The sequence below is a fragment of the Streptomyces sp. NPDC005761 genome, from assembly GCF_040630635.1.
In the GTDB taxonomy this organism is placed as follows: domain Bacteria; phylum Actinomycetota; class Actinomycetes; order Streptomycetales; family Streptomycetaceae; genus Streptomyces.
This window is the reverse complement of sequence record NZ_JBEXXX010000047.1, coordinates 1-24,750: the sequence shown is the minus strand read 5'-3', so window position 1 is coordinate 24,750 and position 24,750 is coordinate 1. Positions and strand designations below refer to the sequence as shown.

The following is a 24,750-nucleotide window of genomic DNA, read 5'->3' as shown; positions in this document are numbered from 1 at the left end:
TCCCTCAGGCGAGCGCGCCCAGCGGATCGTCCAGCACCGGCTGCCAGGCCAGCTCCGCCGCCCCGACCAGGCTGTTGTGGTCGAGGGTGCAGGGCAGGATCGGCACACTGCCACTGCGTCCCCACAGGCTGCGGTCGGCGACCACCGCGCGCAGCCGCTCCGGGTCGGCGTCCAGCAGGGCGCGGTGCAGCCCGCCGAGGATGATGCGGTCCGGGTTGAGGATGTTGACGAGTCCGGCGAGCCCGAGGCCCAGCCGGTCGATCAGCTCCTCGGCGGCGTTGCGGACCGCCATGTCGTGGTACTCGGTGCGCAGCAGGTCCCCGGACTGTTTGAGCAGCGACTCCTCGGGGCCGGGGGCGCGTCCGGCCGCGGTGAGGAAGGCGAGCGGGTCGGTCTCGACGTCGAGGCAGCCGCGGCCGCCGCAGTGGCAGGGGCGGCCCTCGGGGTTGACGGTGAGGTGGCCGACCTCCAGGGCGAGGCCCGAACTCCCTGTGTGCAGGCGGCCGTCCAGGACGAGTGCGCCGCCGACCCCGCGGTGGCCGGTGGCGACGCACAGGAGGTGCTGGGCCCCGCGCCCCGCTCCGTGACGGTGCTCGGCGAGCGCGGCGAGGTTGACGTCGTTGCCGGTGAACGCGGGCCCGGTGATGCCCGCTTCGCGGACGCAGGTGGCGAAGATCTCGCGGACCGGGGCGCCGGCGGGCCAGGCGATGTGGAGCGGATTGAGGGCCGTGCCCTCGGGCTCGGCGACGGCGGAGGGCACCGCGAGGCCCGCTCCCACGCATCGCAGACCACTGTCGCGCAGCAACCGGGCGCAGTCGTCCACCACTTCACCGATGACCTGAGCGGGATCGGCCGTGATGGTGACACAGCCGGGGGCGGTCGCGACCAGCCGGCCGCCGAGCCCGACCAGCGCGGCGCGGAAGCCGTCCGAGTGCACCTGGGCGGCGAGGGCCACCGGCCCGGTCTCGCGCACGGCCAGCCGGTGCGAGGGCCGGCCCTGCGAGCCCGCGGCCGAGCCGGGGCTGGAGTCGACCCGGATCAGGCCGAGGGCCTCCAGCTCCGCGGCGACCGCCCCGGCGGTGGCGCGGGTGACGCCCAGCTCGGACGTGAGGACGGCACGGGTGGGCGCGCGTCCGGTGTGGACCAGTTCCAGCGCGGGTCCGAGCGCGCTGCGGCCCCTCTCCAACTTCGTCCGGGTGGTGGACACCTTGCCGTTCATGGGGGCGAGTCTCCCATGATCCGGAGGTGCTGCGGACGCTGCGGCTCACGTCCTCCGCGCCGCGCCGCCCGCCTCCGAGGCGTGGAACGGCCACCCGCGGCCCGCACCCCCGGCCCGGAGGCCGGCCGTCTTGCGCCAGTCCTCCGCGGGCCCCTATGCTGAGTTTGTGCCGCAACTAAACAAACTGCGGACGGCACTGCCGGGGGGACCGGGCGGCAACACCGCCCCACCTTCATCGACACGCCTCCGTACCGCGCTGACCGTGTTCTTCGCCCTCGACGGGTTCCTCTTCGCCGGCTGGGTGGTCCGCATCCCGGCCATCAAGCAGCAGACCGGCGCCTCGGCCTCCACCCTCGGCCTCGCACTTCTCGGCGTGTCCGCAGGCGCAGTGATCACCATGATGCTCACCGGCCGGCTGTGCCGCCGTTTCGGCAGCCATCCGGTGACCGTGGTCTGCGGCGTCCTGCTGCCGCTCAGCATCGCCCTGCCCGCCCGGACCCATTCGGCGCTCTCCCTCGGACTGGTACTGCTGGTGTTCGGTGCCGCGTACGGCGGCATGAACGTGGCGGCGAACAGCGCCGCCGTCGACCTGGTCGCCACGTTGCGACGTCCCGTCATGCCCAGCTTCCATGCCGCGTTCAGCCTCGGGGGCATGATCGGGGCCGGCCTCGGAGGTCTGGTCGCGGGGGGCCTCTCGCCCTCCGCGCACCTGCTATGCCTGACCGGAATCGGTCTGCTCGTCACCGCGTTCGCAGGCCCGGTCCTGCTGCGATACCCGTCGCTGAAGCCCGCGCCCACGCCGGCAGACGGTGAGGAGGTCACCCACGGCCTGACCGGACGGGCGCGCCGTGTGGTGCTCCTCTTCGGCGTGATCGCGCTCTGCACCGCGTACGGCGAGGGCGCTCTGGCCGACTGGGGCGCCCTGCACCTCGAGCAGGACCTGCACGCCCACCCCGGGGTGGCGGCAGCCGGCTACTCGCTCTTCGCGCTCGCCATGACGGCGGGCCGGCTCAGCGGCACGGTACTGCTCGAACGGCTGGGGCAGACCCGCACCCTGGTCGCGGGCGGCGGCACAGCGGCTGCCGGAATGCTGCTCGGCTCGCTCGCCCCGACCGCCTGGCTCGCCCTCCTGGGGTTCGCCGTCACCGGACTCGGCCTGGCGAACATCTTCCCGGTGGCGGTCGGCAGGGCCGGTGAGCTCGCCGGTCCGGGCGGAGTGGCCGCGGCCTCGACGCTCGGCTACGGCGGCATGCTGCTCGGACCGCCGTCGATCGGCTTCCTGGCCGACTGGTTCTCCCTGCCCGTGGCGCTGACGACGGTGGCACTGCTGGCTCTGGCAGCGGCAGCGCTGGGATACGCGGCACGCAATGCGGCCACACAGGGGTGAGTGAGCGCGACACTGGGCGCGGAGACGGTCGGCGGGCCCGCCTGGCTCGTTCATCTCGCTCTGGTGGTCTCCGTGCTGGTGCAGTCGCTCGCGCTGGGCTGGTTCGTACAGCTGGTGCGCGGCGGCCGTGGCCGGACCCGTCAGGCTCGCCCCCAGGGCGCCTGACCCCCTGGCACAATCCTCGGCATGAAGATCGCGGAGTACATACAATCCCTGGCCACCGAGGGCCGGTTGCTGGCCGAGGCGGCCCAGCAGGTGGGCACCGGTGCACCGGTGCCCACCTGCCCGGACTGGCAGGTGCGCGACCTGCTCAGGCACACCGCCATGGTGCACACCTGGGCGGCCGCCTTCGTGACCGAGGGCCACGTCCAGTACGTCCCCGACGCCGGGGAGCCGGACCTGGACGGGCCCGCGCTGCTCGACCGGTTCCGCGCCGGGCACCAGCTCCTGGTGGAGGCGCTGGAGCGTGCACCGGAGGACCTGGAGTGCTGGGCCTTCCTCCCGGCGCCGTCACCCCTGGCCTTCTGGGCGCGCCGGCAGGCGCACGAGACGACGATCCACCGGGCGGACGCCGAGTCCGCGCGGGGCGGGGTCCTCTCCCCCGTGGCTCCCGACCACGCGGTGGACGGAGTCGACGAGCTGCTGTGCGGCTTCCACGCCCGCCCCAGGAGCAGGGTGCGCACCGATGTGCCGCGCACACTGCGCGTGCGTGCCACGGACACCGGCACCGTGTGGACCGTAAGGCTCTCCACCGAGCACCCGGCAGCCGTGCGCGAGGACGAGCCTTCGGCGCTGCCGCCCGTGGACTGCGAGTTGAGCGCCACCGCCCAGGAGCTCTACCTGACGCTCTGGAACCGGCGGCCGATGACGGCCCTCACGGTGACCGGCGACCCGGGCCTCGCCCATCTGTGGCGCGAGAACTCCTCCGTCACCTGGTCCTGATACGGCGGGGGCACACGGCGGGCGGCCTTGTCCGCCCGCCCGGGCACCTGTGACACTTCGGACATGGGGCAGCGAAGCCAGGCCGACCGTGACGCGATGACCGTCGAGATCGGCTTCGCCGTGTTCACCGGAGCCCTGCTGGCGGGGGCCGCCTTCGTCGTGGTGTGCGCCCCGGCTCTTCTGACGGCTTCGGGCGGCGGTGTGGGGACGGGACTGCTCGTGGCCGCGGCCGTCGTGGCCGTGCTGGTGTTCATCGGCCGCGTCGTCGACGTGCTGTGGCGGTTCGGCCGCCGCACCACGGAGCGCGAGATCGACGGGCGTGGCCCCGTGCTGCCGGATCAGCCCAGCCAGCCCGGGCGCACCAACCCCGACTCATAGGCCAGCACCACGAGTTGGGCCCGGTCGCGCGCGCCGAGTTTCACCATGGTCCGGCTGACGTGGGTCTTGGCGGTGAGTGGGCTGACGACAAGACGACGGGCGATCTCCTCGTTGGACAGACCGATGCCGACCAGCGCCATCACCTCCCGCTCCCGATCGGTCAGTTCGGTCAGCGCCGTCGCTGCGGCGGGCTCCTTGGACCGGGCGGCGAACTCGGCGATCAGGCGGCGCGTGACACCCGGCGACAACAGCGCGTCCCCGCCGACGACCGCCCGGACGGCCCGCAGCAACTCCTCCGGCTCGGTGTCCTTGACCAGGAAACCGGAGGCTCCGGAGCGGATGGCCTCGAAGACGTACTCATCGAGTTCGAAGGTGGTGAGCATGACCACCTTCACCGCGTCGAACTCCGGATCCCGGGTGATCGCCCGGGTCGCGGCGAGGCCGTCGAGGTGCGGCATGCGGATGTCCATCAGCACGGCGTCCGGCCGCAGTTCGCGCACCAGACGGACGGCCTCCTCACCGTCGGCGGCCTCGCCCACCACCACGATGTCCGGCTGGGCATCCAGGAGGGCCCGGAATCCCGCCCGGACCAGCAGTTGGTCATCGGCGAGCAGTACGCGAATCACGGTGTCTCCTTCTGGTGCGCCGCCCTACCGTCCGGCAGCGGGAGTTCGGCCCGTACCCGGAAGCCGCCGTCGGGGCGGGTCCCCGCCTCGATCGTGCCACCCAGGGCCGCGGCCCGCTCTCGCATCCCGGCCAGTCCGTTGCCGCTGCCCCCCGCGTCCGTGCCGGTGGCGGGCCCCTCGTCGTCGATGCGGAGCGTGAGGCGGCCCGGCCCGTAGCCGACCCGGACCTGCGCGGTGCGCGAACCGGAGTGCCGCACCACGTTGGTCAGCGCCTCCTGGACGATCCGGAAAGCGGCCAGGTCCGCGCCGGGCGGCACGGCGCCGCGTACGCCCTCCGTCTCGACGGTGACGGTCAGTCCGGTACTCGCGGCCTGTTCGACCAGTTCGGGAAGCCGGTCCAGTCCGGGTGCCGGAGACCTGGGCGCGTCGCCGGGCGCACGGAGGGTGTCCAGCACTTGTCGCACCTCGCCGAGCGCCTCCTTGCTGGCGTCCTTGATGGTGGTGAGCGCGGTGCGGGCCTGCTCGGGGTCGGTGTCCAGCAGCGCGAGTCCGACACCTGCCTGGACGTTGATGACGGAGATGCTGTGCGCGAGGACGTCGTGGAGCTCCCGGGCCATCCGCAGCCGTTCCTCGTCGGCCCGGCGCTTCTCGGCGCGTGCCCGCTCGGCCCGCTGCTCGGCCCACTGCTCACGTCGTACGCGGACGAACTCGGCGGCCGCGATGATGGCCACCACCCAGGCGGCGACGCCGAGTTCCTGCCCCCAGGGCGATGCGGAGTCGTCGTCCGGGGGCAGCCAGCGGTAGAGCCAGTGCGCCACCACGAGGTGACCCATCCACACCATGGCGACGGCCGACCATGCGGCCCGCCGGTGCCCGGCGACGACGGCGCTGAAACAGCCCACCGCCACGGCCAGGAAGACCGGGCCGTACGGGTAGCCGGCGCCGAGGTAGACCGTCGCCGCGGCCGAGGCCCCGAAGACGGCCGCCACGGGGTGACGGTGGCGCAGCAGCAGTACCGCCACGGCGGCGAAGAGGAGGAGGCGGGCGAAGAGGTCGAGCGGAGCCTTCTCATCCAGCTGTCCGCGGGCAGCGAAGGCCGAGCCGACCATCACGAAGACACCCAGCAGGATCGTGGACGCCCATGGCAGCCGGCCGGCGGACCCCCCTCGGGTGCCCGTCAGCCAGCGCGGCGGCTCTCCGTGGCGCCAGAGGTGCCCCAGGCCCTGGGAGCCGGCCGTCCCTTCCTCCGGCCCGCCCCGCGCCCAGGGCGGTCGGCGCGGCGGTCCGCCCTGTTCCCCGGGAGGACCGCCGTCTGCCTGTGCGCGCTGCTCTTCCATGTCGGCCACGCTAGACCGCGCGGCCGCGCCCCGGCGTCCGCCGGGCGTGGTGATCACCCGTACTCCCTGGGGAGTACGGGGGTAACGGGGGCGGGCGCCTTCCGGCGGCCCCCGGGACCCGCCGACGCCGGTCTTTCCCCTGCGCCGCCGGCCCTACGGGCGCAGGCCGAGGAGGCCGACGCTGCGGGCCAACTCCGTCACGGCCTGCCGGAAGAAGATCTCGCGTGCCTCGACGACGCGATTGAACTGACCGAAGATCTCGAACGACAGCAGTCCGAAGAGCTGCGACCACGCGGCGACGAGAGGCGCGGCCACCGCCGGCGGAAGGCCAGGGGCGAGGTCGGCGGCGAGCCGCTCGGCCTCGGCACGCAGTTCACCGGCGAGCGGCGGCAGCGCGATCCCCTCCTCACGGTGCGCGTCCTCCACGATGGCGACGAGGACGAGGCCGACCCGGGAAGCGGGACCGATGGTCGCCTGCGGTGCGGTGTAACCGGGCACGGGCGAGCCGTAGATGAGCGCGTACTCGTGAGGGTGGGCGAGGGCCCATTCCCGTACGGCGCACGCGACCGCGACCCAGCGGGCCAGGTGGCTGGGCGCGGCGGCTGCGGCGGGCGGGGCGGAGGCGGCGGACTTCGCAGGGACGCCCCCGGCGGAGACGGCGGTCTCGGCCGTGGCGATCCGGTGAGCGCGCTCGGCGGCTTCGCCGACGGAGTCGTACGCGTCGACGATCAGCGCGGTGAGCAGTTCGTCGCGGCTGGGGAAATAGCGGTAGAGCGCCGAGGACACCATGCCGAGTTCGCGTGCCACGGCGCGCAGCGAGAGCTTCGCCGCTCCCTCGGCCGCCAGCTGTTTCCTCGCCTCGTTCTTGATGGCTGCGGTGACCTCGATGCGGGCCCGTTCCCTGGCTCCCCTGATAGCGCTCATGGCTGCCAGTCTGCCACGAATGCGAGCACCGACCAATAACGAGAGCACTGCTCTTGCGTTCGAGCACCCATTGCGTGCACACTGATCTCAAGCGAGAGCACCGCTCTCCCAAACTGTGGGGGTCCCTATGTCGCAGCCGTACTATCTTCAGGGCAGCCCGTTCGCGATCCGGATGAACGGCGTCATCGGCTGGCTGGCGCGGCACGGGGTCAGCCTGCTCGGTTCGCAGGAGCTCTCGGTGCGGGGCCGCAGGAGCGGGCAGCTGCAGCGCATCCCCGTGAACCTCCACACCCATGAGGGCGTGCAGTACCTCGTCTCCGCACGGGGGCACTCGCAGTGGGTGCGCAACATGCGGGCCGCGGGCAGCGGCGAGCTGAGGGTGGGCCGCAGGACCCGCGCCTTCACAGCCGTGGAGATCGCGGACGACGAGCGGAAGGTGATCGTCGTCCGCGCCTACCTGGAGCGCTGGGGCTGGGAGGTCAACCAGTACTTCAAGGGCATCACGGCCAGGTCCACGGACGCCGAGCTGCTGGCGGCCTGCCCCGACCACCCCGTCTTCCGGATCGCCGTCGAGAACTGACCCGCGGCCGTGATCACCGCCGAGAACTGACCCGCGGCCGTGATCGCCGTCGAGAAGTGACCCGCGGCAGTATGGCGACGAGCACCGGGCCGCGGACGGATCCTCCGTACTGCCGGATCCGGCCCGCACCCGGGTGTGACAGCAGTCCCTAACAGTCCATCGCCGACAGCGCCCGCTGCGCCAGCGGGTGCGAACGGACCAGTTCGGCCAGTGAGGTCGTCCCGCGGGTGATGCCCGCGAACGCGTTCCACGCCGGACGGAAGCCCGTCAGCACCGCGTGCAGCATGCCGGGGCGGCGCTCGAAGAGCTTCAGCATGCGCCGCCCCACGCTCATCTCCACGCCGAGCCCGGCCTTGATGGCGAACGCGTAGTTGAGCGCCTGGCGGCGGGCGTCCACCGCGTCGTGCGATTCCGCGACCCGCACAGCCCACTCACCGGCGAGCCGTCCCGAACGCAGCGCGAACGAGATGCCCTCCCGGGTCCAAGGCTCCAGCAGACCTGCGGCGTCCCCGCACACCAGCACCCGGCCGCGCGACAGCGGCGAGTCGTCGCTGCGGCAACGTGTCAGATGGCCGGAGGAGATCTTCGGCTCGAAGCCGGCCAGACCGAGCCGCGCGATGAAGTCCTCCAGATACCGCTTGGTGCCGCCGCCGTCGCCGCGTGCCGAGATGACACCGACCGTCAGCGTGTCCCCCTTGGGGAACACCCAGCCGTAACTCCCCGGCATGGGGCCCCAGTCGATCAGCACCCGGCCCGCCCAGTCCTCCGCGACCGTTTCCGGCACGGGGATCTCGGCCTCCAGGCCGAGGTCCACCTGGTCGAGCTTCACCCCGACATGTGCTCCTATCCGCCCGGCGCTGCCGTCCGCGCCCACGACCGCACGGGCCAGGACGGTCTCGCCACCGGAGAGCACGACCGCGACCGTGCGCCGGTCGGGCACGGCTGCGCCGTGCTGCTCAACCCGGGAGACCGTCGCCCCGGTGCGAAGCTCCGCACCTGCCTTCTGCGCCTCCTCGACCAGGCCCGCGTCGAACTCGGGGCGGTTGATGAGGCCGAAGAGCATGCGCCTGGAGCGGCGGGTGCGTGCCAGTCTGCCGTTCAGCGAGAACGTGACCGCGTGGATCCGGTCTTGCAGGGGCAGTTCGAAACCGGGTGGCAGCGCGTCGCGCGAATACCCGATGATGCCGCCGCCGCACGTCTTGTAACGGGGCAGTTCCGCCTTCTCCAGAAGCAGTACCCGACGGCCGGCGACCGCCGCCGCGTATGCCGCGGAAGCTCCCGCCGGTCCGGCGCCGACTACGACGACGTCCCACACGGACGACTCTTCGTGCTCATGTCCGGCGTCTGCGTTCTCGCTGCTCACGATGTGCTTCTGCTCCCGATCCGACCAGTGGCCCAAGCTGCTTCCGGCATCCTACGGCGCGCTGCGGCCGGCCCCTGCTGTGGGAGGATCGGCCGAGTCCCCGTCGTACCTGCAACGCCGCACTCCTGGCGTTCATGTACCCGGATACGTAGACATAACGTCGCACCTACGAGGAGCGTGCCCATGACCGCCCAACCGATTTCCGAGACCGTCGCCTCGCTGATGCCCCGCGCCAAGGCGGAGCTGACCGAGCTGGTGGCCTTCCAGTCGGTGGCGGATCCCGCGGTGTTCCCGAAGAGCGAGTGCGAAGCGGCTGCCGCGTGGGTGGCCGGGGCGCTGCGCACCGAGGGGTTCCAGGATGTCGCCCTGCTCGACACCCCGGACGGCACCCAGTCCGTCTACGGCTTCCTGCCCGGTCCTGCCGGGGCGCCCACCGTGCTGCTGTACGCGCACTACGACGTGCAGCCGCCGCTCGACGAGTCCGCCTGGATCTCCCCGCCGTTCGAGCTGACGGAGCGTGACGGGCGCTGGTTCGGCCGGGGCGCGGCCGACTGCAAGGGCGGCTTCGTCATGCACCTCCTCGCGCTGCGCGCCCTCAAGGCGAACGGCGGGGTCCCGGTCTCCGTCAAGGTGATCGCGGAGGGCTCGGAGGAGCAGGGCACCGGGGGCCTGGAGCAGTACGCGCAGGCTCACCCGGAGTTGCTCGCCGCGGACACCGTGGTGATCGGCGACACCGGCAACTTCCGGGTGGGCCTGCCGACCGTCACCTCGACGCTGCGCGGGATGACGATGCTGCGGGTGCAGCTCGACACCCTTGAGGGAAATCTGCACTCCGGCCAGTTCGGCGGCGCCGCACCCGACGCCCTGGCCGCGATGATCCAGCTGCTCGCGTCGCTGCGCGCCGAGGACGGCACGACGACCGTCGACGGCCTCACGACGGACACGAAGTGGGACGGTCTGCAGTACCCGGAGGAGGAGTTCCGCAAGGATGCCAAGGTCCTCGACGGGGTCGGCCTGATCAGCACGGGTACGGTCGCCGACCGGATCTGGGCACGGCCCGCGGTCACGGTCATCGGGATCGACTGCCCCGCGGTGGTGGGCGCGACGCCCTCGGTGCAGGCGAGCGCGCGGGCGCAGATCAGCCTGCGGGTGCCGCCGGGCACGGACGCCGGTGAGGCGACGAAGCTGCTCACCGCACACCTGCGGGCGCACGCCCCGTGGGGGGCGAGGGTCTCGGTCGAGCAGGTCGGCCAGGGGCAGCCGTTCCGTGCCGACATCACGAGCCCCGCGTACACTGCGATGGCCGATGCCATGCGGATCGCGTACGACGGCCAGGAGATGCAGTCCTCCGGCATGGGCGGTTCGATCCCGCTCTGCAACACGCTCGCCGAGCTGTATCCGGAGGCCGAGATCCTGCTGATCGGGCTGAGCGAGCCCGAGGCGCAGATCCACGCGGTGAACGAGAGCGTGTCGCCCCAGGAGCTGGAGCGGCTCTCGGTCGCCGAAGCGCTGTTCCTGCAGAACTACGCCGCCTCCAAGCAGGCCTGAACAACTCGGTGGCGGGCCGGAGCGGGCGCGCTCCGTTCCGGCCGCTACGCTCTGGGCGAAGCTCGCCCGGAGCGTAGATCCGCGCGGCAGGCGCCCGCTTCTGCGTACGTTCGGGGGCATGGACATCGTCGAGGTGCTTCCCCAGTTGCACATGTTCCGGTTCCGGATCGGCCAGGCGTACCTCTGGCGCGACGGGACGGAACTGACCCTGATCGACGCGGGTGACGTGAGCGCGGCATCCGCCATCGAGGATGCGGTGCGCGGGCTCGGTCACGACCCCGCCCGCATCGCCCGCATCGTGATCACCCACGGCCACCGCGACCACTTCGGCGCCGCCCAGGAACTGGCCGACCGCCATGGTGCCGAGATCCTTGCCCACCGGCTCGACGCTCCGGTGATCCGGGGCGAGGAGGAGATCGGTGATCCGGTCCTGCTCGACTGGGAGCGCCCCTTGTACGAGAACGCGCTGACCGTGCCCGTGGGTCCGCCGACCCGGGTCGACACCGAGCTGTCCGACGGCGCGGTGCTGCCGTTCGGCGGTGGGGCACGGGTGGTCCACTCCCCCGGTCATACCCCGGGAGCCATCGGCCTCCATCTGCCCCGCCACCGGGTGCTGTTCACGGGTGACTGTGTCGCCGAGGCGGGGCAGGTGATGCTGGGCGTGTTCAACATCGACCGCGAGCAGGCCGCGGCCTCCTTCCGTCGGCTGGCCGCGCTGGAGGCGACCACGGTCTGCTTCGGTCACGGTGAACCTCTCACCACGGACGCCGTCGCGGTCATGCGTGCCTCAGCCGACCGGGATTCCGGCCTCCAGGTTGAGCACGGCTGAGCGTTCGCGGGCGCGCAGTGCCCAGCGCAGCCGCTCGTACCGGGTGGGGGGCAGCATGGTGGCCGCCTCCTCCTCGGTGACGAACCGCCAGCCGCGCAGTTCGGACCCGGGCAGCAGCAGCCGCTGGGCGTCCGTGCCCGCCAGTGTGCCGCCGTCGAAGAGCAGCCGCAGTCCGCCGTAGCCGGGCGGCTGGGGTGCCTCCCAGTCGACGACGAGAAGCTTGGGCACCCGTTCGAGGTGGATGCCTATCTCCTCGGCCACCTCTCTGATCCCGGCCTGCGCCGGTGCTTCGCCCGCCTCCACCACACCCCCGGGGAACTCCCAGCCGGGCTTGTAGGTGGGATCGACGAGCAGCACGCGGTCGTGTTCGTCGAAGAGGAGCACGCCGGCCGCGACGGTCTCTGCCGTCGGGTCGGGTGTCTGGACGATCTCGCAGGCCTGGGCCGATCCGGTGCGTACGGCGTCGGCGATGCGCTCGGCCGTCTCGCGGGGGGTGAGCGCGCTGTTGTCGATGGTGTGCGCGTCCCTGCTGATCCAGTCGAGCGCCGAGCGGTAGGTCTCGATGCGGTCGTACGCCCATCGTCCGGTCCCGTCGGTCTTCACCGGATCGTCGGGGAACTCCGCCCGGTGGGCGATCCGTTGGCGCAGGATCGTTTCCTCAGGTGAGAGCAGGACATGACGTACCGCGATGCGTCTGGAGGCGAGCCCTCCGAATATCTCGTCGCGATACTCCTGTCGCAGCAGCGTCATCGGCACCACCAGTACCCCACCGACTTCGGCGAGCAGCGCTGCCGCGGTGTCCACCACCAGGCGCCGCCAGATCGGCAGATCCTGGAAGTCGGTCACCTCGGCGAACCTCTTCTGCGGCAGCAGGGATCCCAGCCCCGTGCCGGTCAGTTCCGGATCGTAGAAGGTGCTGTTCGGGAGCAGATCGATCAGTTCACGCGCGGCGCTGGTCTTGCCCGCGCCGAACGCACCGTTGATCCAGACGATCACGGTTCCCCCTCTTCCGTAGCCCCCAGTGGCTTGCCCGCAACACCCTGCCGCGAAAACACGACTGTGGCGATGCCGATGCGCGAACGCAACAGTGCCGGCCAGCCGGCCGGCGTCTTCCGGTACGGGGACGGCGCCCGCCCGGGCCTCATGGGGCCGTAACGGCGACGGCGGGAGCGTCGTTGGAGCGGGCAGCAGAACGAACGACAGGGGGCGGACCGTGCGTCGCACCGTACTTGAGCAGTTTCCCGCCGGGGGCCCGCGGGGCAGTTGGCCCGCGGAGGAGTTCGCTGCGGCCCGTCGGGGCGAGGGCGTGGCTGCGGAGGTCGTGATGGACCTGGAACAGGACGCGTTCCTGGTGGTCGTTCCTCAGCAGTCCTCGGACCGCGGCCGCTGACGCCCGCGGGGACGCATGGGCGGAGGGCCCGGGGCGAAGCTGATTGCTGCTGGACGAGGCACCTCTGCCGCGAGGCCCCTCGGGCCGGTCACCTCGAAAGGGGCCGGCCGTCGGCTCTCGGCAGTGCGCATCGTCGGCGCACCAGCCACGCGGGCCCACCACCTCGTCGCGGAGTGCACGGCCGGCGGCCGGCTCGTCCGGATCGAGGGGACGCTCCCGTGCGCCCCGGGATCGTCCTCCGGGGGACGGCCGGGACGGCTTGTTCCCGACCTCCTGCCGCACTCCCCTCAGGGCGTGTCGCCCCGCCAGTCCCACTTGTACGGATCCTGCGCCCGCGGCCCGTACTCGGCCCGGCCGCCCGCCCCGTAGGCACCGATCTCGGTGATCAGGGCGGAGCCGTCCGCCAGTGCCACCTTCGTCCAGCCGGTCACGTCCAGCAGCAGCCCGTCGAGCGGGCCGCCCACCAGCTCCCGGTAGACCCGCCCCGGCCGGGGGCCCGGATCCGGGTCGTCGTGGTCGGCGCCGTACACCCGTCGCCGCATGATCTCGTCCATACCCGCAGGATCGCACCGACCACTGACAACTTCCCCGGCCGGTGGGCCCGCGTGACTCGATCGGAGGCATGTGGGCCCGCCCGGTGCCCTGCTTCTTCGGCTCCGTACCGGTTCGGCCTGCGGCTGACCGGGCCCGCTGCCGACGGCGCCCTCGGCTCGCGCCGTCCGAGCGGTCTCGGCCATCCGGGCGTACCTCCCAGCAGTGGGCGCGTTCCGGGTGTCACGCGCACGGTGCCGGACTCAGGGCCGGCCGCCTTCGAGTCCGGGGAGGGATCGCCGCACCCCGCCCCGGACGCCGCGCCACGATCCGCTCCGTCGGCCCCCGCAGGAAACCCGGGTGCGGGCGGAGCCCAGCCCCTCCTAGGATGCGCCCCGCGGGAACGACGAGGCCGTGGCGCCCCACAAGGAAGCGGAGACACCCGGAGTATGACCAGTCAACTGTTCGCCATCTGCTTCAACGCGACTCGGCCGTCCGCTCTGGCACGGTTCTGGTCCGGGGTCCTGGGCTGGGAGCCGGCCGCCGGTCCGGACGACGACGTCGCGCTCCTGCCCCCTGATCCCGACGGGTTCCGCCTCCGTTTCCTGCCGAGCCAGGAGCCGAAGACCGGCCAGAACCGGGCGCACTTCGACCTGACGAGCACCTCCCAGGAGGATCAGCAGCAGACGGTCGCCCGGGCGCTCGAGTCCGGCGCGAAACACATCGATGTGGGGCAAGTCCCCGAAGACGGGCATGTGGTGCTCGCCGATCCCGACGGCAACGAGTTCTGTGTGATCGAGGCCGGCAACAAGTTCCTCGCCGACACCGGTTCCATCGGAGCGGTGGCCTGCGACGGGACGCAGGAGGTCGGCTACTTCTGGAGCGAGGCCCTGCGGTGGCCGCTGGTCTGGGACCAGGACCAGGAGACCGCGATCCAGTCACCGCACGGCGGGACGAAGATCACCTGGGGTGGCCCGCCGGTGGCACCCAAGGCAGGCACGAACAGGCTGCATTTCGAGCTTGCGCTCCCCGCCGGCGCCGACGGGGAGGCGGAGATCGACCGCCTGATCTCACTCGGCGCGACGCGCGCCGACAGCGGTGAGGGCGCAGGCGGCAGGGTCCTGATGCTCGACCCCGACGGCAACGAGTTCTCGGTACAGACGCCTCGTTAGCGGGATCCGTCGACGGACGTGCCGTGTCACACAGCAGTTGAGCCGGTGAAGCGCCGGCGCTCAGCCGTTCGCCACGTACCGGCTCAGCCGGTACGTGGTCGGCCGGACCCGGCGGCCGCACAGTGTGTCGATCCGGATCGTCGCCTCGTCGACCCGTGCCTCCCGAAGGCCGCGCAGGTGTGCGCGCAGCTCCGCCTGGTCGCCGGTCTCGAAGATCACTTCCCACCGTCCCAGGTCCGGCGCCGTGCGAGCGGCAAGCCGCTGCCTCTCAGCCTCCTGCCGCCGCTTCGCCTGTCCTGGCACCGGCCCAGAATCGCAGCTCGGCGCCGGCCCGGCAAGGGTCCCGGAACCGGCGCACGGCCGAGACCGACTGCCCGCCGGAGAAGCACGGCGCACATGGGAGATCCACTCCGTCCTCACACATTGGTCACAACTTCGTCACTACCGGAACATCGCCCTCCCTCGACGCGCACGGCGCGGCTACGGTCGCCTCTCCACGCACCTTCAGGGGGACGCATGTCGCACAACCCACCGTCCGGTCAGCCGCCTTGGGGGCAGCCGCCGTCCAGTCAGCCGCCTTGGGGTCAGCCGCCGCGCCCGCCCGGACCCGATCCGTATCCGGGCCCGACGCCGCCCTCGCCCCGGCCGGGCTGGACCAGGAAACGAGTCGTCATTCCCGCGGCGATCGTCCTGTTCTTCATCGGCGTCGGCATGGGCTCGGCGGGCGACGACGGCACGACCGAAAAGACCGCTGCGGCCTCGGCTGCTCCCACCGTGACCGTCACAGCGACCGCCACCGCATCGGGGAAGCCCGTTCCCGCGGTCACGGAGACCGTCACGGCCAGTCCGAAGCCGGCGCCGACCGTCACCAAAACAGTGACGGTCAAGGTCACCGCCGAACCCGAGTCCGACACCTCCGGCGGCTCCGGGTCGGACGATGACGACGACGGCGGCGGCGGGGCGACGTACTACGCCAACTGCACTGCCGTCCGCGCAGCCGGAGCCGACCCCATTCGCACGGGGGACCCCGGCTACGGGTCCCACCTCGACCGCGACGGTGATGGGGTCGCCTGCGAGTAGGAATACCGCGTCACGGTCGGCCGGCCCGGTTCCGGGCCGGCCGGCCGGGCCGTCCCCCGGTTCCCCGATCACCCCTTGCTGGACCCCAGCGTGAGTCCCGCGATGAAGTGCCGCTGGAGCAGCAGGAAGACGATGAGGGTCGGGAGCGCGACGATCACCGAGCCGGCGGCGAGCAGGTTGTAGTCGGTGAAGAACTGGCCGCGCAGGTTGTTCAGCGCCGAGGTGACCGGGAGCTTGTCGCCGTCGGAGATGAAGACCAGTGCCCAGAGGAAGTCGTTGTACATCCAGGTGAACTGGAGCGTGCCCAGGGCGGCGAGTGCGGGGCGGCACAGGGGGAGGGTGATCCGCCAGTACTGGGTCCAGACGCCCGCACCGTCCACGACGGCCGCCTCCAGGATCTCCTGCGGGAGGGTCCGCATGAAGTTGGCCAGGACGAAGACGCAGAAGCCGAGCTGGAAGCCGACCTGCACCAGGATGACGGCCCAGTAGGAGTCGAACATCGTCATCGAGTCGGACATCCAGTACGGCAGCGGGATGCGGTTGAAGACGACGTACAGAGGCGTGACGATCACCTGCTGCGGAAGCAGGTTCCCCGCCGTGAAGAGCATCAGCAGGACGAGCCCGCCGCGCATCCTCAGCCGGGCGAGCGCGAACGCCACGAACGAGGCCAGGAAGAGGGTGACGAGCACCCCCGGCACCGCGATGATCATGGTGTTCACGAAGTACTTCGTCATGCCCGAGTCGGTGAACGCCTGCCGGTAGTAGTCCAGCGAGAGATGGCGGGGCAGCGAGAAGTAGCCGTGCTCCGAGGTCTCGTCATAGGGCCTGAGCGAGGCGTACACGGCGAGCAGCAGCGGGGCGAGGAAGGCGAGCGAGACTGCCATCAGGAAGGCGTGCACGCCGAGCCGGCCGGGGCGGATCCGGCGCCGGGACGTGCTGGGGGCGGGCCGCGCAGGACTGGCAGCGGCTGCTTGCGTGGTCATCGGTCCTTCTCCCCTCGGATCTCCTGGACCAGATACGTCACGACGAAGCCCAGGGAGACGACCAGCAGGACGACGGCGATGGCGGAGCCGAACCCGATCCGGCTGGCCTCGCCGATGATGTTGTCGGTGACGAGCACCGAGAGCAGTTCCAGGCCGTTGCGGCCGTGGTTGACCGCGTAGACGATGTCGAAGGCGCGCAGCGACTCGATGACGGTGATGACGCCGACGATGATGTTGACCGGGCGCAGCGTAGGAAAGACGATGCGGAAGAAGGTCTGGGTCTCACTCGCCCCGTCGATCGCGGCAGCCTCCTTGAGGGAGGTGTCCACCGCCTTCAGACCCGCAAGGTAGAGGATCATCACATAGCCGGTGTGCCGCCAGGCGGCGGCAAGCAGGACCATCCAGATGTTGAGGTCGGGATCGCCCAGCCAGTCGGTCGGTGAGGCGGTGTCGCCGACGATCGCGTTGAGGGCTCCCTGGTCGCGGGAGAAGACCAGCTGCGCGATGAAGCCGACCACGGCGAGGGAGAGCACGACGGGCATGTACAGGGTCGACTGGTAGAAGCGGCTGAAGCGGACGCCCTTGTCGATGAGTACGGCCAGGAGCAGCCCGAACGGTGTGGCGACCAGGCCGAGGAAGGCGAGCCAGAGCAGGTTGTGGCGGGCGGCCGGCCAGAACTGCGGGTAGTTCGTGAAGAGGTTCGTGTAGTTGCGCGTGCCGACCCACTCGATGTCACCGATGCCGTCCCAGCTGGTGAACGACAGGACGACGGAGGCGAGGGTCGGACCCCACACGATGGCGATGTCGAGCAGGACGGGTATGCCGAGCAGCGCGCCGAGCACGACGAGGTCGCGGCGGGTGAACCGCCGCGAGCCCCGTCGTCCGGCGCGCCGCCCCGAGATGAACGACACGGTCGGTACTCCCGGTTCAGTCCGAGGCGAAGATGGTCTTCTTCTGCCGTTCGATGTCGTTGACCAGGCCGTCCACGTCGTTCGGACTGCTGATGAACTTCTGGATCGCCTGGATCATGACGGTGGACGAGAAGTCCGGACGGGTGTCACGGTCCAGGAACTGGGAGATCTGCTTCGCCCCCGACACCAGGTCGACGGCCTTCTTCTGGATGGCGGAGTACTGGGAGGTGTCCGCCTGGTCGCTGACCGCGATGTTGTTCGGGTCGCTCTTGAGGTAGATGTCCTCGGCCTTGCCGGTGGCGAGCCACTTCAGCAGGTCCTTGGCGCTCTCCAGGCTCTTCTCGTTCTTGAGGCTCTTCGACTTCTTCGCCAGCAGGAAGCCGTCGATCGGTGCCTCGACGGCGTCCTGACCGTGCTCCGGGTTGATGACGGGGAAGGGGAAGAAGTCGAGATCGTCCTGTTCGCCCTTGGGGAACTGGGCCCCGGGGTGCGGCAGGCCGAAGACCGCCATCCCGGCCTCGCGCTTCTGGAGGCTGGTCGCCGCCTCCTGCCAGGTGCGGCCGTTGGCACCCTGCTGGCAGTACGGGAGCAGGCGCCGCCAGGTGTCGAAGACCTCCCTGACCCGCTTGTCCGTCCAGGCTTCCTCACCGGCCATCAGACTCTTGTGGAACTCGTATCCGTTGGTCCGCATATTGATGTAGTCGAAGGTGCCCATGGCGGGCCAGCCGTCCTTGTCGCAGAACGCGATGGGGTCGAGCTTGTCCTTCTTCATCTGCTTGGCGAGGGCGACGTACTCGTCCAGCGTTCCGGGCGCCTGGTAGCCCCGTTCGGTGAAGAGGCTCTTCCGATGGAAGACGGCCCACGGATAGTAGTAGTACGGCGTCAGGTACTGCTTGCCGTCCTCGCCGGTGGACTGGGCCTTCAGCGCGTCCGAGAATCCCCGGTAGCCCTCCCAGTTGTCACTGATGTCGTACAGCAGACCCTTCTTGGCGAAGAACTGCATGCGGTATCCGGCGAACCACATGAAGACGTCGTCGGGCTTGCCCTGCAGATAGCGGTTGATGTTCTCCTGAAAAGTGTTGTGGTCAACGGTGTTGACCTTCACCTTCCGACCGTCGGACTGAGCCGCATAGGCCTTGAACGCATCAGCGAACGCCTTCTTCGGAATGGGGTCCGAAGAATTCGAGCCCAGAGTGATCGTCTTGCCGTCACCGCCCGGCCCACCTCCGCACGCGGTGAGCAGTGCGGGAAGCGTGACCGCGCCGGCTCCGACTGCCGTGCCACGCAGCAGAGTTCGCCGGGACATCCGATGTCCCGCGACACTGCCGGGCAGATCTGACCTGTCGTACGAGTGCGCCATGACCCCCTCCTCCGGAAGGCAACCCAACACAACCGAACGTGCGCTTGGATCTCACCCCCAACAAGCAGTGGCGTCAAGGGTTTTGACGAGATACCGAACAACCGACACCACCCCCCTTCCAACAGACTTCAACAGGCTCTAACGTAATCGCTCGTCTTGGCGTGCACATGACGCCGCTCGATTCGGCACGAGTACGGAGGAACGTAACGATGCGTCATCTTCCAAGCCGTACAACCCGCACAAGCCGCCACAGAGTCATCGGAGCGCTGACCGCAGGCCTCCTGTGCGCGGCGGGAGCCACCGTTCCGGCGGCCGCGCAGTCCCCTGGCCCCGCCCCGGCGCCGACGGCCGGCGCACAGGCCGACAACGGTCTCGCGCTCACTCCGCCCATGGGGTTCAACAACTGGAACTCGACCCATTGCCGCGCCGAGTTCGACGAGGCGATGGTCAAGGGAATCGCCGACATCTTCGTCGAGAAGGGGCTCAAGGAAGCGGGCTACGAGTTCGTCAATCTGGACGACTGCTGGGCAAAGCCCCAGCGCAATGCGGACGGCAAGCTCGAAGCGGATCCGGTGCGATTCCCGAACGGCATCGAAGCCGTCGCGGACTACGTCCACTCGAAGGGTCTCAAGCTCGGCATCTACACCAGCGCCGGCACCAAGACCTGCGACAGCGTCGGACTTCCCGGCGCGCTCGGGCACGAGTACAGCGACGCGCAGCAGTTCGCGGACTGGGGCGTCGACTACCTCAAGTACGACAACTGCAACAATCAGGGCGTGGACGCGAAAGCGCGCTATACGACCATGCGGGACGCGCTGGCCGCCACCCGCCGCCCCATCGTCTACAGCATTTGCGAATGGGGCGAGAACAGGCCCTGGGAATGGGCCGCTGAACTGGGCAATCTCTGGCGCACCACGGGCGACATCAACGACAGCTGGAGCAGCATGCTGTCGATCATGAAGCAGAACCTGCCGCTCGCCTCGGCCGCGGGCCCCGGCCACTGGAACGACCCCGACATGCTGGAGGTCGGGAACGGCGGGATGACCGACACGGAGTACCGCACCCACTTCTCCATGTGGTCGGTGATGGCCGCACCGCTGCTCATCGGCTCCGATCTGCGTACGGCGACGCCCGAGACATTCGGGATCCTCTCCAATCACGAGGTCATAGCCGTCGATCAGGACCCGTTGGGCAAGCAGGGTGCCGTGCTCTCCTCCGACGGCGGACGCTGGGTCGTCGCCAAGGAGATGCAGGACGGCAGTCGGGTGGTTGCGCTGTTCAACGAGACAGGGAGCGCGCAGCGGATCTCGACGACGGCCGCGGCAGCGGGGCTCCCGCAGGCCGACGCGTACACCGTGCGTGACCTGTGGGCGCACACCACACGCAACACCGCGGGCGGCCTCTCCACGACCGTTCCTGCCCACGGCACGGTGCTGCTGCGCGTGACCGCCGACAGCCGCTGGGCGGCGTATCCGCCCGCGGTGGAACTGGCCCTGGACGGCAGCCCGCTGATGGAGGCGGGGCGCACGGCACTGCTGACGACCAGGGTCACCGATCTGGGCCGGACGCCGGCCGTCAAGGTGTCGGCCGCCCTCACCGGGCCGTCCGGCTGGCGGATAGCGGCCGATTCCGCGACGGCGGCGCCGGCCCTGCCGACGGGAGGGGCGCTCACCACCCGCTGGCGGGTGACGGCCCCGGCCGGCACGGCGGGCGGAGCCTACGAACTGACGCTCACCGCGCAGTACCGCTCCCCCACCGGGGAACGGGTGCGGTCGTCGGTGCCGTTCCAGGCCCATGTGGTGGTGGCTCCACCGGCCGGCGGCGGCTATCTGAGCGATCTGCCGCAACTCACCGCGTCCAACGGCTACGGACCGGTCGAGACGGACACCAGCAACGGCGAGAGCGCGGCGGGCGACGGACATCCGCTGACCATCGGCGGCGAGGTGTACGCGAAGGGGCTGGGAGTGCATGCGGCCAGCGCCGTCGAGTACTACGCGGGCGGCGCGTGCAGCACGGTGACGGCACGCGTCGGGGTCGACGACGAGAAGGGCGCCAAGGGAAGCGTGGCCTTCGAGGTCTGGGCGGACGGCACGAAGGCGGCGTCCACCGGGGTCCTGACCAACGCCATGGCGGCCCGGTCCGTCTCGGCCGACGTCAGCGGTGCCCAGGTCGTCCGTCTGGTGGTCACCGACGGGGGCGACGGCGTCGACTCCGACCACGCGGACTGGGCGGACCTCCGCATCACCTGCTGAGGGCGTCCCGGCGTCCAGAGGAGTCCGGGGAACCGGGTGGCGGCGTCCCGCGTCGCCACCCGCCGGCGCCCGTCAGACGGGGACCACCCCGTCCGCGCCCACGCGCGCACCGATGGCCGCCGCCGCCGCGCCCACCAGACCCGCGTCGTTGCCCATGACCGCCGGCGCCACGGTCAGCTTCTGGACGAACGACAGCGTCGCGTAACGCCGCAGGGCGCTGCGCAGCGGGGCGAACAGCACCTCGCCCGCTCCGGCCACGCCGCCCCCGATGACAGCGATGTCGATCTCGACCAGGGTGGCCGTCGCGGCGATGCCCGCCGCCAGCGCCTGTGCGGCCCGTTCGAAGGAGGCCACGGCGACCGGGTCCCCCGCCCGCGCGGCAGCCGCGACCGCCGCCGCGGTGGCGTCACCGTCCGGGCCGGGCCGCCAGCCGCCCTCCAGTGCGCGGCGGGCGATGTTGGGGCCGCTGGCGATGCGCTCGACGCAGCCGCGCGCCCCGCACGGGCAGGGGTCGCCGTCGAGGTCGACACTGATGTGTCCGATGTGGCCGGCGTTGCCGCTCGGGCCGGGGTGGAGAGAGCCGCCGAGAACGAGCCCGCCGCCGACGCCGGTCGACACGACCATGCACAGCGCGTTGTCGTGGCCGCGGGCAGCTCCCAGCCAGTGCTCGGCCGCGGCGATCGCGACGCCGTCGCAGACCAGCTCGACGGGAAGGCCTCCGGTCGCCGCACTCACTCGCTCCACCAGCGGGAAGTCCCGCCAGCCGGGCACGTTCACGGGACTGACCGTCCCCTCGGCGGCGTCCACGGGACCCGCGCTGCCGATACCGACGGCGCGGGTCCCGCCCCACAGCGGCGACGCGGACAACTCCGCCAGCACGTCGGCCACCGCCGCCATCACCGTCTCGCCGTCCTCACGGGCCGGCGTCGGACGCTGCACCCGTACGCGGAGCGCACCGTCGCCGTCCACCAACGCGCCGGCGATCTTGGTGCCGCCGATGTCCAGCGCGGCGACGAGGTCGGTATGCATCGGTGTGGCTCCGTGGGTGAGGGGTGGGACCTGCGGCTTCAGTGAATAGTCTGCCTAGTCTCCATTCCGCTGACAACGTTGTCCAGGGCCTATGCTCGACGCCACAGCCTCCGGCCTCCTCCGCGGCACCCTCCGCGGCGCGGCCGGAGAGCCCGTACCCGACGACAGGACAGCGCATCGTGGCCGAGACCACCCGTCACCCCGAGCCCCGCTACGGCAACCGGCCGACCATGAAGGACGTGGCAGCCCGTGCCGGAGTGGGCCTCAAGACGGTCTCGCGCGTGGTGAACAGCGAACCGGGCGTCACACCCGACACCGAGCGCCGGGTGCAGGAGGCCATCGACGCGCTGGGCTTCCGCCGCAACGACAGCGCCCGTGTGCTCCGCAAGGGCCGCACCGCGTCGATCGGCCTGGTGCTGGAGGACCTCGCGGACCCGTTCTACGGCCCCCTGAGCCGCGCCGTGGAAGAGGTGGCCCGCGCCCACGGCGCCCTGCTCATCAACGGCTCCAGCGCCGAGGACCCCGAGCGCGAGCAGGAGCTCGTGCTCGCGCTGTGCGCGCGGCGGGTCGACGGGCTCATCGTGATTCCGGCCGGGGACGACCACCGCTATCTGGAGCCGGAGATCAAGGCCGGCATAGCGACGGTCTTCGTGGACCGTCCGGCGGGCCGGATCGAGGCCGACATGGTGCTCTCGGACAGCTTCGGGGGCGCCCGTGAGGGCGTCGCCCATCTGATCGCGCACGGCCACCGCAGGATCGGGTTCATCGGTGACCAGCCGCGGATCCACACGGCGACCGAGCGCCTGCGCGGCTACCACACCGCCATGACCGATGCCGGGATAACGGTCGAGGACTCCTGGGTCTCGCTCGGCTCGACGGAGCCCGAGCGGGTCCGCGTGGCCGCCGAGACGATGCTCTCCGGCCCCGAGCCCGTCACCGCCCTCTTCGCGGGCAACAACCGCGTGACGGTGACAGCGGTACGCGTACTGGCCGGCCGGGAACGTCCGGTCGCCCTCGTCGGCTTCGACGACATCGAGCTCGCGGATCTGCTCGGCATCACCGTCATCTCCCAGGACGCCGCGGCCGTCGGCCGCACCGCGGCCGAGCACCTCTTCCGCAGGCTCGACGGCGCCGACCACACGCCGGCACGCGTCGAGCTCCCGACGAGACTGATCCCGCGCGGCTCGGGCGAGCTGCGCCCTGCCTGAGCCGGGCGCAGCTCGCCCCGGGCGGACTACGGCGTGGTCACGGTCAGTCCGCCACGCCGCGGTGAGGCGAAGGCGTCCAGGTCCGCGCGGGTCAGTCCGGTCAGCCGGGCCACCTCCGCGGTGTCCAGGGCGCCGCAGTCGATGCCCCGCAGCAGGTAGCCGCTGAGCGCCTTGGCGGTGGCGGGTTCGTCCATCACGTCGCCCCCCGCCTTCGCCACGTAGGCGGCGAGCCGGGCCGCGGCCGGCTCCAGGCCCTCGCGGTAGAAGGTGTAGACGGCCGCGTAGCGGGTCGGGAGGTGGCCCGGATGCATGTCCCAGCCCTGGTAGTAGGCGCGGGCCAGGGCGCGCCGGGTGAGCCCGTAGTGGAGCCGCCAGGCCTCGTGGACCTGGGGGGTGAGGCCCACGGGCAGGACGTTGGTGGAGCCGTCGGAGACGCGGACCCCGGTGCCCGCGGCGGCCACCTGCATCACGGCCTTCGCGTGGTCGGCCGCCGGGTGGTCGCTCGCCTGATACGCGGCGCTGACTCCTACGCAGGCGCTGTAGTCGAACGTGCCGTAGTGCAGACCCGTCGCCCGGCCCTGCGCTGCGTCGATCATCCGGGCGACGGCCGCGGTGCCGTCGGCCGCGAGGATCGACTGGCTGGTCTCGATCTGGATCTCGAAGCCGAGCCGCCCCGAGGGCAGTCCGTGGGCCTTCTCGAAGGCTTCGAGAAGCTGGACGAAGGCGGTGACCTGTTCGGGGTACGTCACCTTCGGCAACGTCAGCACGAGCCCCTCGGGGAGACCGCCCGCCTGCATCAGGCCGGTGAGGAACACGTCCGTGGTGCGGATGCCCCGGTCGCGCACACCGGCCTCCATGCACTTCATCCGGATGCCCATGTACGGTGCCGCGGTGCCGTTCCCGTACGCCTGGGCGATCAGGTGGGCGGCGCGCGCCGCGGCCTCGTCCTCCTCGGCGTCGGACCGGGGGCCGTAGCCGTCCTCGAAGTCGATCCGCAGGTCCTCGACGGGCTCGCGGGTCAGCTTGGCGCGTACGCGGTCATGGACGGGGCCCGCGAGCTCGTTCGGGATGCCGAGCACCGCGGCCAGCGAGGCGGCGTCGGGGGCGTGCTCGTCGAGCGAGTGCAGCGCCTGGTCGCCCCAGGAGCGAATGGTGTCCGCGGTGAAGGTGTCCCCGGGTACGTAGACCGTGTGGACCGGCTGGCGGGTTCCGGGGTCGCCCGGGTAACGGCGGGCCAGTTCGGCGTCCACCGCCGTGAGGGAGGCGCTGATCCCGTTGCTGACCGCACCGGCGAGGCTCGTCGCCACCTTCTCCTGCTGACCCATTTCCGCACCCTCCACACTCTCGCTGTTTCCGCTTCCCGGAATCAACAATCCGTATAGTGAAGTTATAAGGCTGCCGTATCTGCGTCAATGGTGATCGGGAACGGCCCGGGGCCGCGCGGTGGGTTCCACCGTGCGGCCCCGGGCCGTTGGCCGTGCGTGGCGAGAGGTCAGCCCTTGCGGGCGGTGATCTCGTCGGTGAGCTGCGGGACGACGTTGAAGAGGTCGCCGACGACGCCGTAGTCGACGAGGTCGAAGATCGGGGCCTCGGCGTCCTTGTTGATCGCGACGATCGTCTTCGAGGTCTGCATGCCCGCCCGGTGCTGGATCGCTCCGGAGATGCCCGAGGCGATGTACAGCTGCGGCGAGACGGACTTGC

At 71.1% G+C, this 24,750-nt stretch carries 27 protein-coding genes; 12 read left to right on the top strand and 15 right to left on the bottom strand.

Translation table 11 applies throughout. The features are described 5' to 3' along the window. Positions 1-4: 4 nt before the first annotated feature. Positions 5-1,219: an ROK family protein gene (locus ABZ434_RS30625; RefSeq protein WP_359143358.1), complete on the bottom strand. Its 1,215-nt coding sequence runs from the start codon at positions 1,217-1,219 to the stop codon at positions 5-7. A 166-nt stretch (positions 1,220-1,385) separates the two neighbouring features. Between ABZ434_RS30625 and ABZ434_RS30620 the strand changes: the two genes are divergently transcribed. The 4 genes from ABZ434_RS30620 to ABZ434_RS30605 all read left to right on the top strand — a co-directional run bounded on the left by ABZ434_RS30620 (position 1,386) and on the right by ABZ434_RS30605 (position 3,926). Further along, complete coding sequence (locus tag ABZ434_RS30620) at positions 1,386-2,606, top strand: MFS transporter (RefSeq protein ID WP_359143355.1); 1,221 nt, start codon at positions 1,386-1,388, stop codon at positions 2,604-2,606. Further along, positions 2,607-2,771, top strand: a complete 165-nt coding sequence (locus ABZ434_RS30615; protein ID WP_359143451.1) for a hypothetical protein — start codon at positions 2,607-2,609, stop codon at positions 2,769-2,771. It begins immediately after the preceding gene. A gap of 21 nt (positions 2,772-2,792) precedes the next feature. Continuing rightward, positions 2,793-3,548 (top strand): maleylpyruvate isomerase family mycothiol-dependent enzyme, encoded by a 756-nt coding sequence (locus ABZ434_RS30610; protein ID WP_359143352.1) that lies wholly within the window; start codon positions 2,793-2,795, stop codon positions 3,546-3,548. A gap of 63 nt (positions 3,549-3,611) precedes the next feature. After that, a complete protein-coding gene (locus ABZ434_RS30605) occupies positions 3,612-3,926 on the top strand; it encodes a DUF6332 family protein (RefSeq protein WP_359143349.1) in 315 nt (104 codons plus the stop codon). Here ABZ434_RS30605 and ABZ434_RS30600 read toward each other — a convergent pair. The 3 genes from ABZ434_RS30600 to ABZ434_RS30590 all read right to left on the bottom strand — a co-directional run bounded on the left by ABZ434_RS30600 (position 3,887) and on the right by ABZ434_RS30590 (position 6,813). After that, positions 3,887-4,552, bottom strand: a complete 666-nt coding sequence (locus ABZ434_RS30600; RefSeq protein ID WP_359143346.1) for a response regulator transcription factor — start codon at positions 4,550-4,552, stop codon at positions 3,887-3,889. The two genes, ABZ434_RS30605 and ABZ434_RS30600, sit on opposite strands and share 40 nt — an antisense overlap. Then, complete coding sequence (locus tag ABZ434_RS30595; RefSeq protein ID WP_359143343.1) at positions 4,549-5,889, bottom strand: sensor histidine kinase; 1,341 nt, start codon at positions 5,887-5,889, stop codon at positions 4,549-4,551. The genes ABZ434_RS30600 and ABZ434_RS30595 overlap by 4 nt, the downstream gene beginning before the upstream one ends. A 153-nt stretch (positions 5,890-6,042) precedes the next feature. Further along, positions 6,043-6,813, bottom strand: a complete 771-nt coding sequence (locus tag ABZ434_RS30590; RefSeq protein WP_359143341.1) for a TetR/AcrR family transcriptional regulator — start codon at positions 6,811-6,813, stop codon at positions 6,043-6,045. A 127-nt stretch (positions 6,814-6,940) separates the two neighbouring features. Between ABZ434_RS30590 and ABZ434_RS30585 the strand changes: the two genes are divergently transcribed. After that, positions 6,941-7,393, top strand: a complete 453-nt coding sequence (locus tag ABZ434_RS30585; protein ID WP_359143339.1) for a nitroreductase family deazaflavin-dependent oxidoreductase — start codon at positions 6,941-6,943, stop codon at positions 7,391-7,393. 148 nt (positions 7,394-7,541) lie between these two features. Here ABZ434_RS30585 and ABZ434_RS30580 read toward each other — a convergent pair whose 3' ends face one another. Further along, a complete protein-coding gene (locus ABZ434_RS30580; RefSeq protein WP_359143337.1) occupies positions 7,542-8,756 on the bottom strand; it encodes a geranylgeranyl reductase family protein in 1,215 nt (404 codons plus the stop codon). Positions 8,757-8,939: 183 nt separating this feature from the next. Between ABZ434_RS30580 and ABZ434_RS30575 the strand changes: the two genes are divergently transcribed. Next, entirely contained in the window at positions 8,940-10,304 is a 1,365-nt protein-coding gene (locus tag ABZ434_RS30575) for a dipeptidase (RefSeq protein ID WP_359143336.1), read from the top strand. Positions 10,305-10,422: 118 nt separating this feature from the next. Beyond that, a complete protein-coding gene (locus ABZ434_RS30570) occupies positions 10,423-11,133 on the top strand; it encodes an MBL fold metallo-hydrolase (protein ID WP_359143335.1) in 711 nt (236 codons plus the stop codon). Here ABZ434_RS30570 and ABZ434_RS30565 read toward each other — a convergent pair. Continuing rightward, on the bottom strand, positions 11,092-12,129 hold the full coding sequence (locus tag ABZ434_RS30565) for an NUDIX domain-containing protein (RefSeq protein ID WP_359143333.1): 1,038 nt from the start codon (positions 12,127-12,129) through the stop codon (positions 11,092-11,094). The genes ABZ434_RS30570 and ABZ434_RS30565 overlap by 42 nt on opposite strands. A 217-nt stretch (positions 12,130-12,346) precedes the next feature. Here ABZ434_RS30565 and ABZ434_RS30560 point away from each other — a divergent pair, with 217 nt between their 5' ends. After that, positions 12,347-12,523, top strand: coding sequence for a hypothetical protein (locus ABZ434_RS30560; protein WP_187284892.1), 177 nt, complete (start codon positions 12,347-12,349; stop codon positions 12,521-12,523). 287 nt (positions 12,524-12,810) lie between these two features. Here the strand turns inward: ABZ434_RS30560 and ABZ434_RS30555 are convergent, their stop codons facing one another. Beyond that, entirely contained in the window at positions 12,811-13,077 is a 267-nt protein-coding gene (locus ABZ434_RS30555) for a hypothetical protein (protein WP_359143330.1), read from the bottom strand. 426 nt (positions 13,078-13,503) lie between these two features. On the opposite strand from ABZ434_RS30555, the gene ABZ434_RS30550 reads away from it, so the two are divergent. After that, positions 13,504-14,226: a VOC family protein gene (locus ABZ434_RS30550; RefSeq protein WP_359143328.1), complete on the top strand. Its 723-nt coding sequence runs from the start codon at positions 13,504-13,506 to the stop codon at positions 14,224-14,226. Positions 14,227-14,286: 60 nt separating this feature from the next. Here the strand turns inward: ABZ434_RS30550 and ABZ434_RS30545 are convergent, their stop codons facing one another. Continuing rightward, positions 14,287-14,445: a hypothetical protein gene (locus ABZ434_RS30545; RefSeq protein ID WP_359143326.1), complete on the bottom strand. Its 159-nt coding sequence runs from the start codon at positions 14,443-14,445 to the stop codon at positions 14,287-14,289. A 365-nt stretch (positions 14,446-14,810) separates the two neighbouring features. Then, positions 14,811-15,119: a hypothetical protein gene (locus tag ABZ434_RS30540; protein ID WP_359143325.1), complete on the bottom strand. Its 309-nt coding sequence runs from the start codon at positions 15,117-15,119 to the stop codon at positions 14,811-14,813. On the opposite strand from ABZ434_RS30540, the gene ABZ434_RS30535 reads away from it, so the two are divergent. After that, positions 15,103-15,306 carry an excalibur calcium-binding domain-containing protein gene (locus ABZ434_RS30535; protein ID WP_359143323.1) on the top strand — a complete coding sequence of 68 codons (204 nt, stop codon included), beginning with the start codon at positions 15,103-15,105 and terminating at the stop codon, positions 15,304-15,306. The two genes, ABZ434_RS30540 and ABZ434_RS30535, sit on opposite strands and share 17 nt — an antisense overlap. Before the next feature lie 68 nt (positions 15,307-15,374). Here ABZ434_RS30535 and ABZ434_RS30530 read toward each other — a convergent pair whose 3' ends face one another. The 3 genes from ABZ434_RS30530 to ABZ434_RS30520 are packed head-to-tail and all read right to left on the bottom strand — an operon-like array spanning position 15,375 to position 18,506. After that, positions 15,375-16,289: a carbohydrate ABC transporter permease gene (locus ABZ434_RS30530; RefSeq protein WP_359143321.1), complete on the bottom strand. Its 915-nt coding sequence runs from the start codon at positions 16,287-16,289 to the stop codon at positions 15,375-15,377. Then, the gene (locus ABZ434_RS30525) at positions 16,286-17,200 is read right to left on the bottom strand and encodes a sugar ABC transporter permease (RefSeq protein ID WP_359143319.1); all 915 of its coding nucleotides are present in this window, start codon (positions 17,198-17,200) and stop codon (positions 16,286-16,288) included. Before ABZ434_RS30525 ends, ABZ434_RS30530 begins: the two co-directional genes overlap by 4 nt. Positions 17,201-17,216: 16 nt before the next feature. Next, positions 17,217-18,506 (bottom strand): ABC transporter substrate-binding protein, encoded by a 1,290-nt coding sequence (locus tag ABZ434_RS30520; RefSeq protein ID WP_359143445.1) that lies wholly within the window; start codon positions 18,504-18,506, stop codon positions 17,217-17,219. 263 nt (positions 18,507-18,769) lie between these two features. Here ABZ434_RS30520 and ABZ434_RS30515 point away from each other — a divergent pair, with 263 nt between their 5' ends. Next, the gene (locus ABZ434_RS30515; RefSeq protein ID WP_359143317.1) at positions 18,770-20,812 is read left to right on the top strand and encodes an NPCBM/NEW2 domain-containing protein; all 2,043 of its coding nucleotides are present in this window, start codon (positions 18,770-18,772) and stop codon (positions 20,810-20,812) included. 72 nt (positions 20,813-20,884) lie between these two features. Here the strand turns inward: ABZ434_RS30515 and ABZ434_RS30510 are convergent, their stop codons facing one another. Then, the gene (locus ABZ434_RS30510; RefSeq protein WP_359143315.1) at positions 20,885-21,841 is read right to left on the bottom strand and encodes an ROK family protein; all 957 of its coding nucleotides are present in this window, start codon (positions 21,839-21,841) and stop codon (positions 20,885-20,887) included. 179 nt (positions 21,842-22,020) lie between these two features. Here ABZ434_RS30510 and ABZ434_RS30505 point away from each other — a divergent pair, with 179 nt between their 5' ends. Beyond that, complete coding sequence (locus tag ABZ434_RS30505; protein ID WP_359143313.1) at positions 22,021-23,049, top strand: LacI family DNA-binding transcriptional regulator; 1,029 nt, start codon at positions 22,021-22,023, stop codon at positions 23,047-23,049. A gap of 26 nt (positions 23,050-23,075) precedes the next feature. Here the strand turns inward: ABZ434_RS30505 and ABZ434_RS30500 are convergent, their stop codons facing one another. Beyond that, positions 23,076-24,374 (bottom strand): aldolase/citrate lyase family protein, encoded by a 1,299-nt coding sequence (locus tag ABZ434_RS30500; RefSeq protein ID WP_359143311.1) that lies wholly within the window; start codon positions 24,372-24,374, stop codon positions 23,076-23,078. Between the two features lie 167 nt (positions 24,375-24,541). Continuing rightward, the coding region (locus tag ABZ434_RS30495; protein WP_359143309.1) for an FAD-binding protein at positions 24,542-24,750 on the bottom strand (209 nt) is incomplete at its 5' end.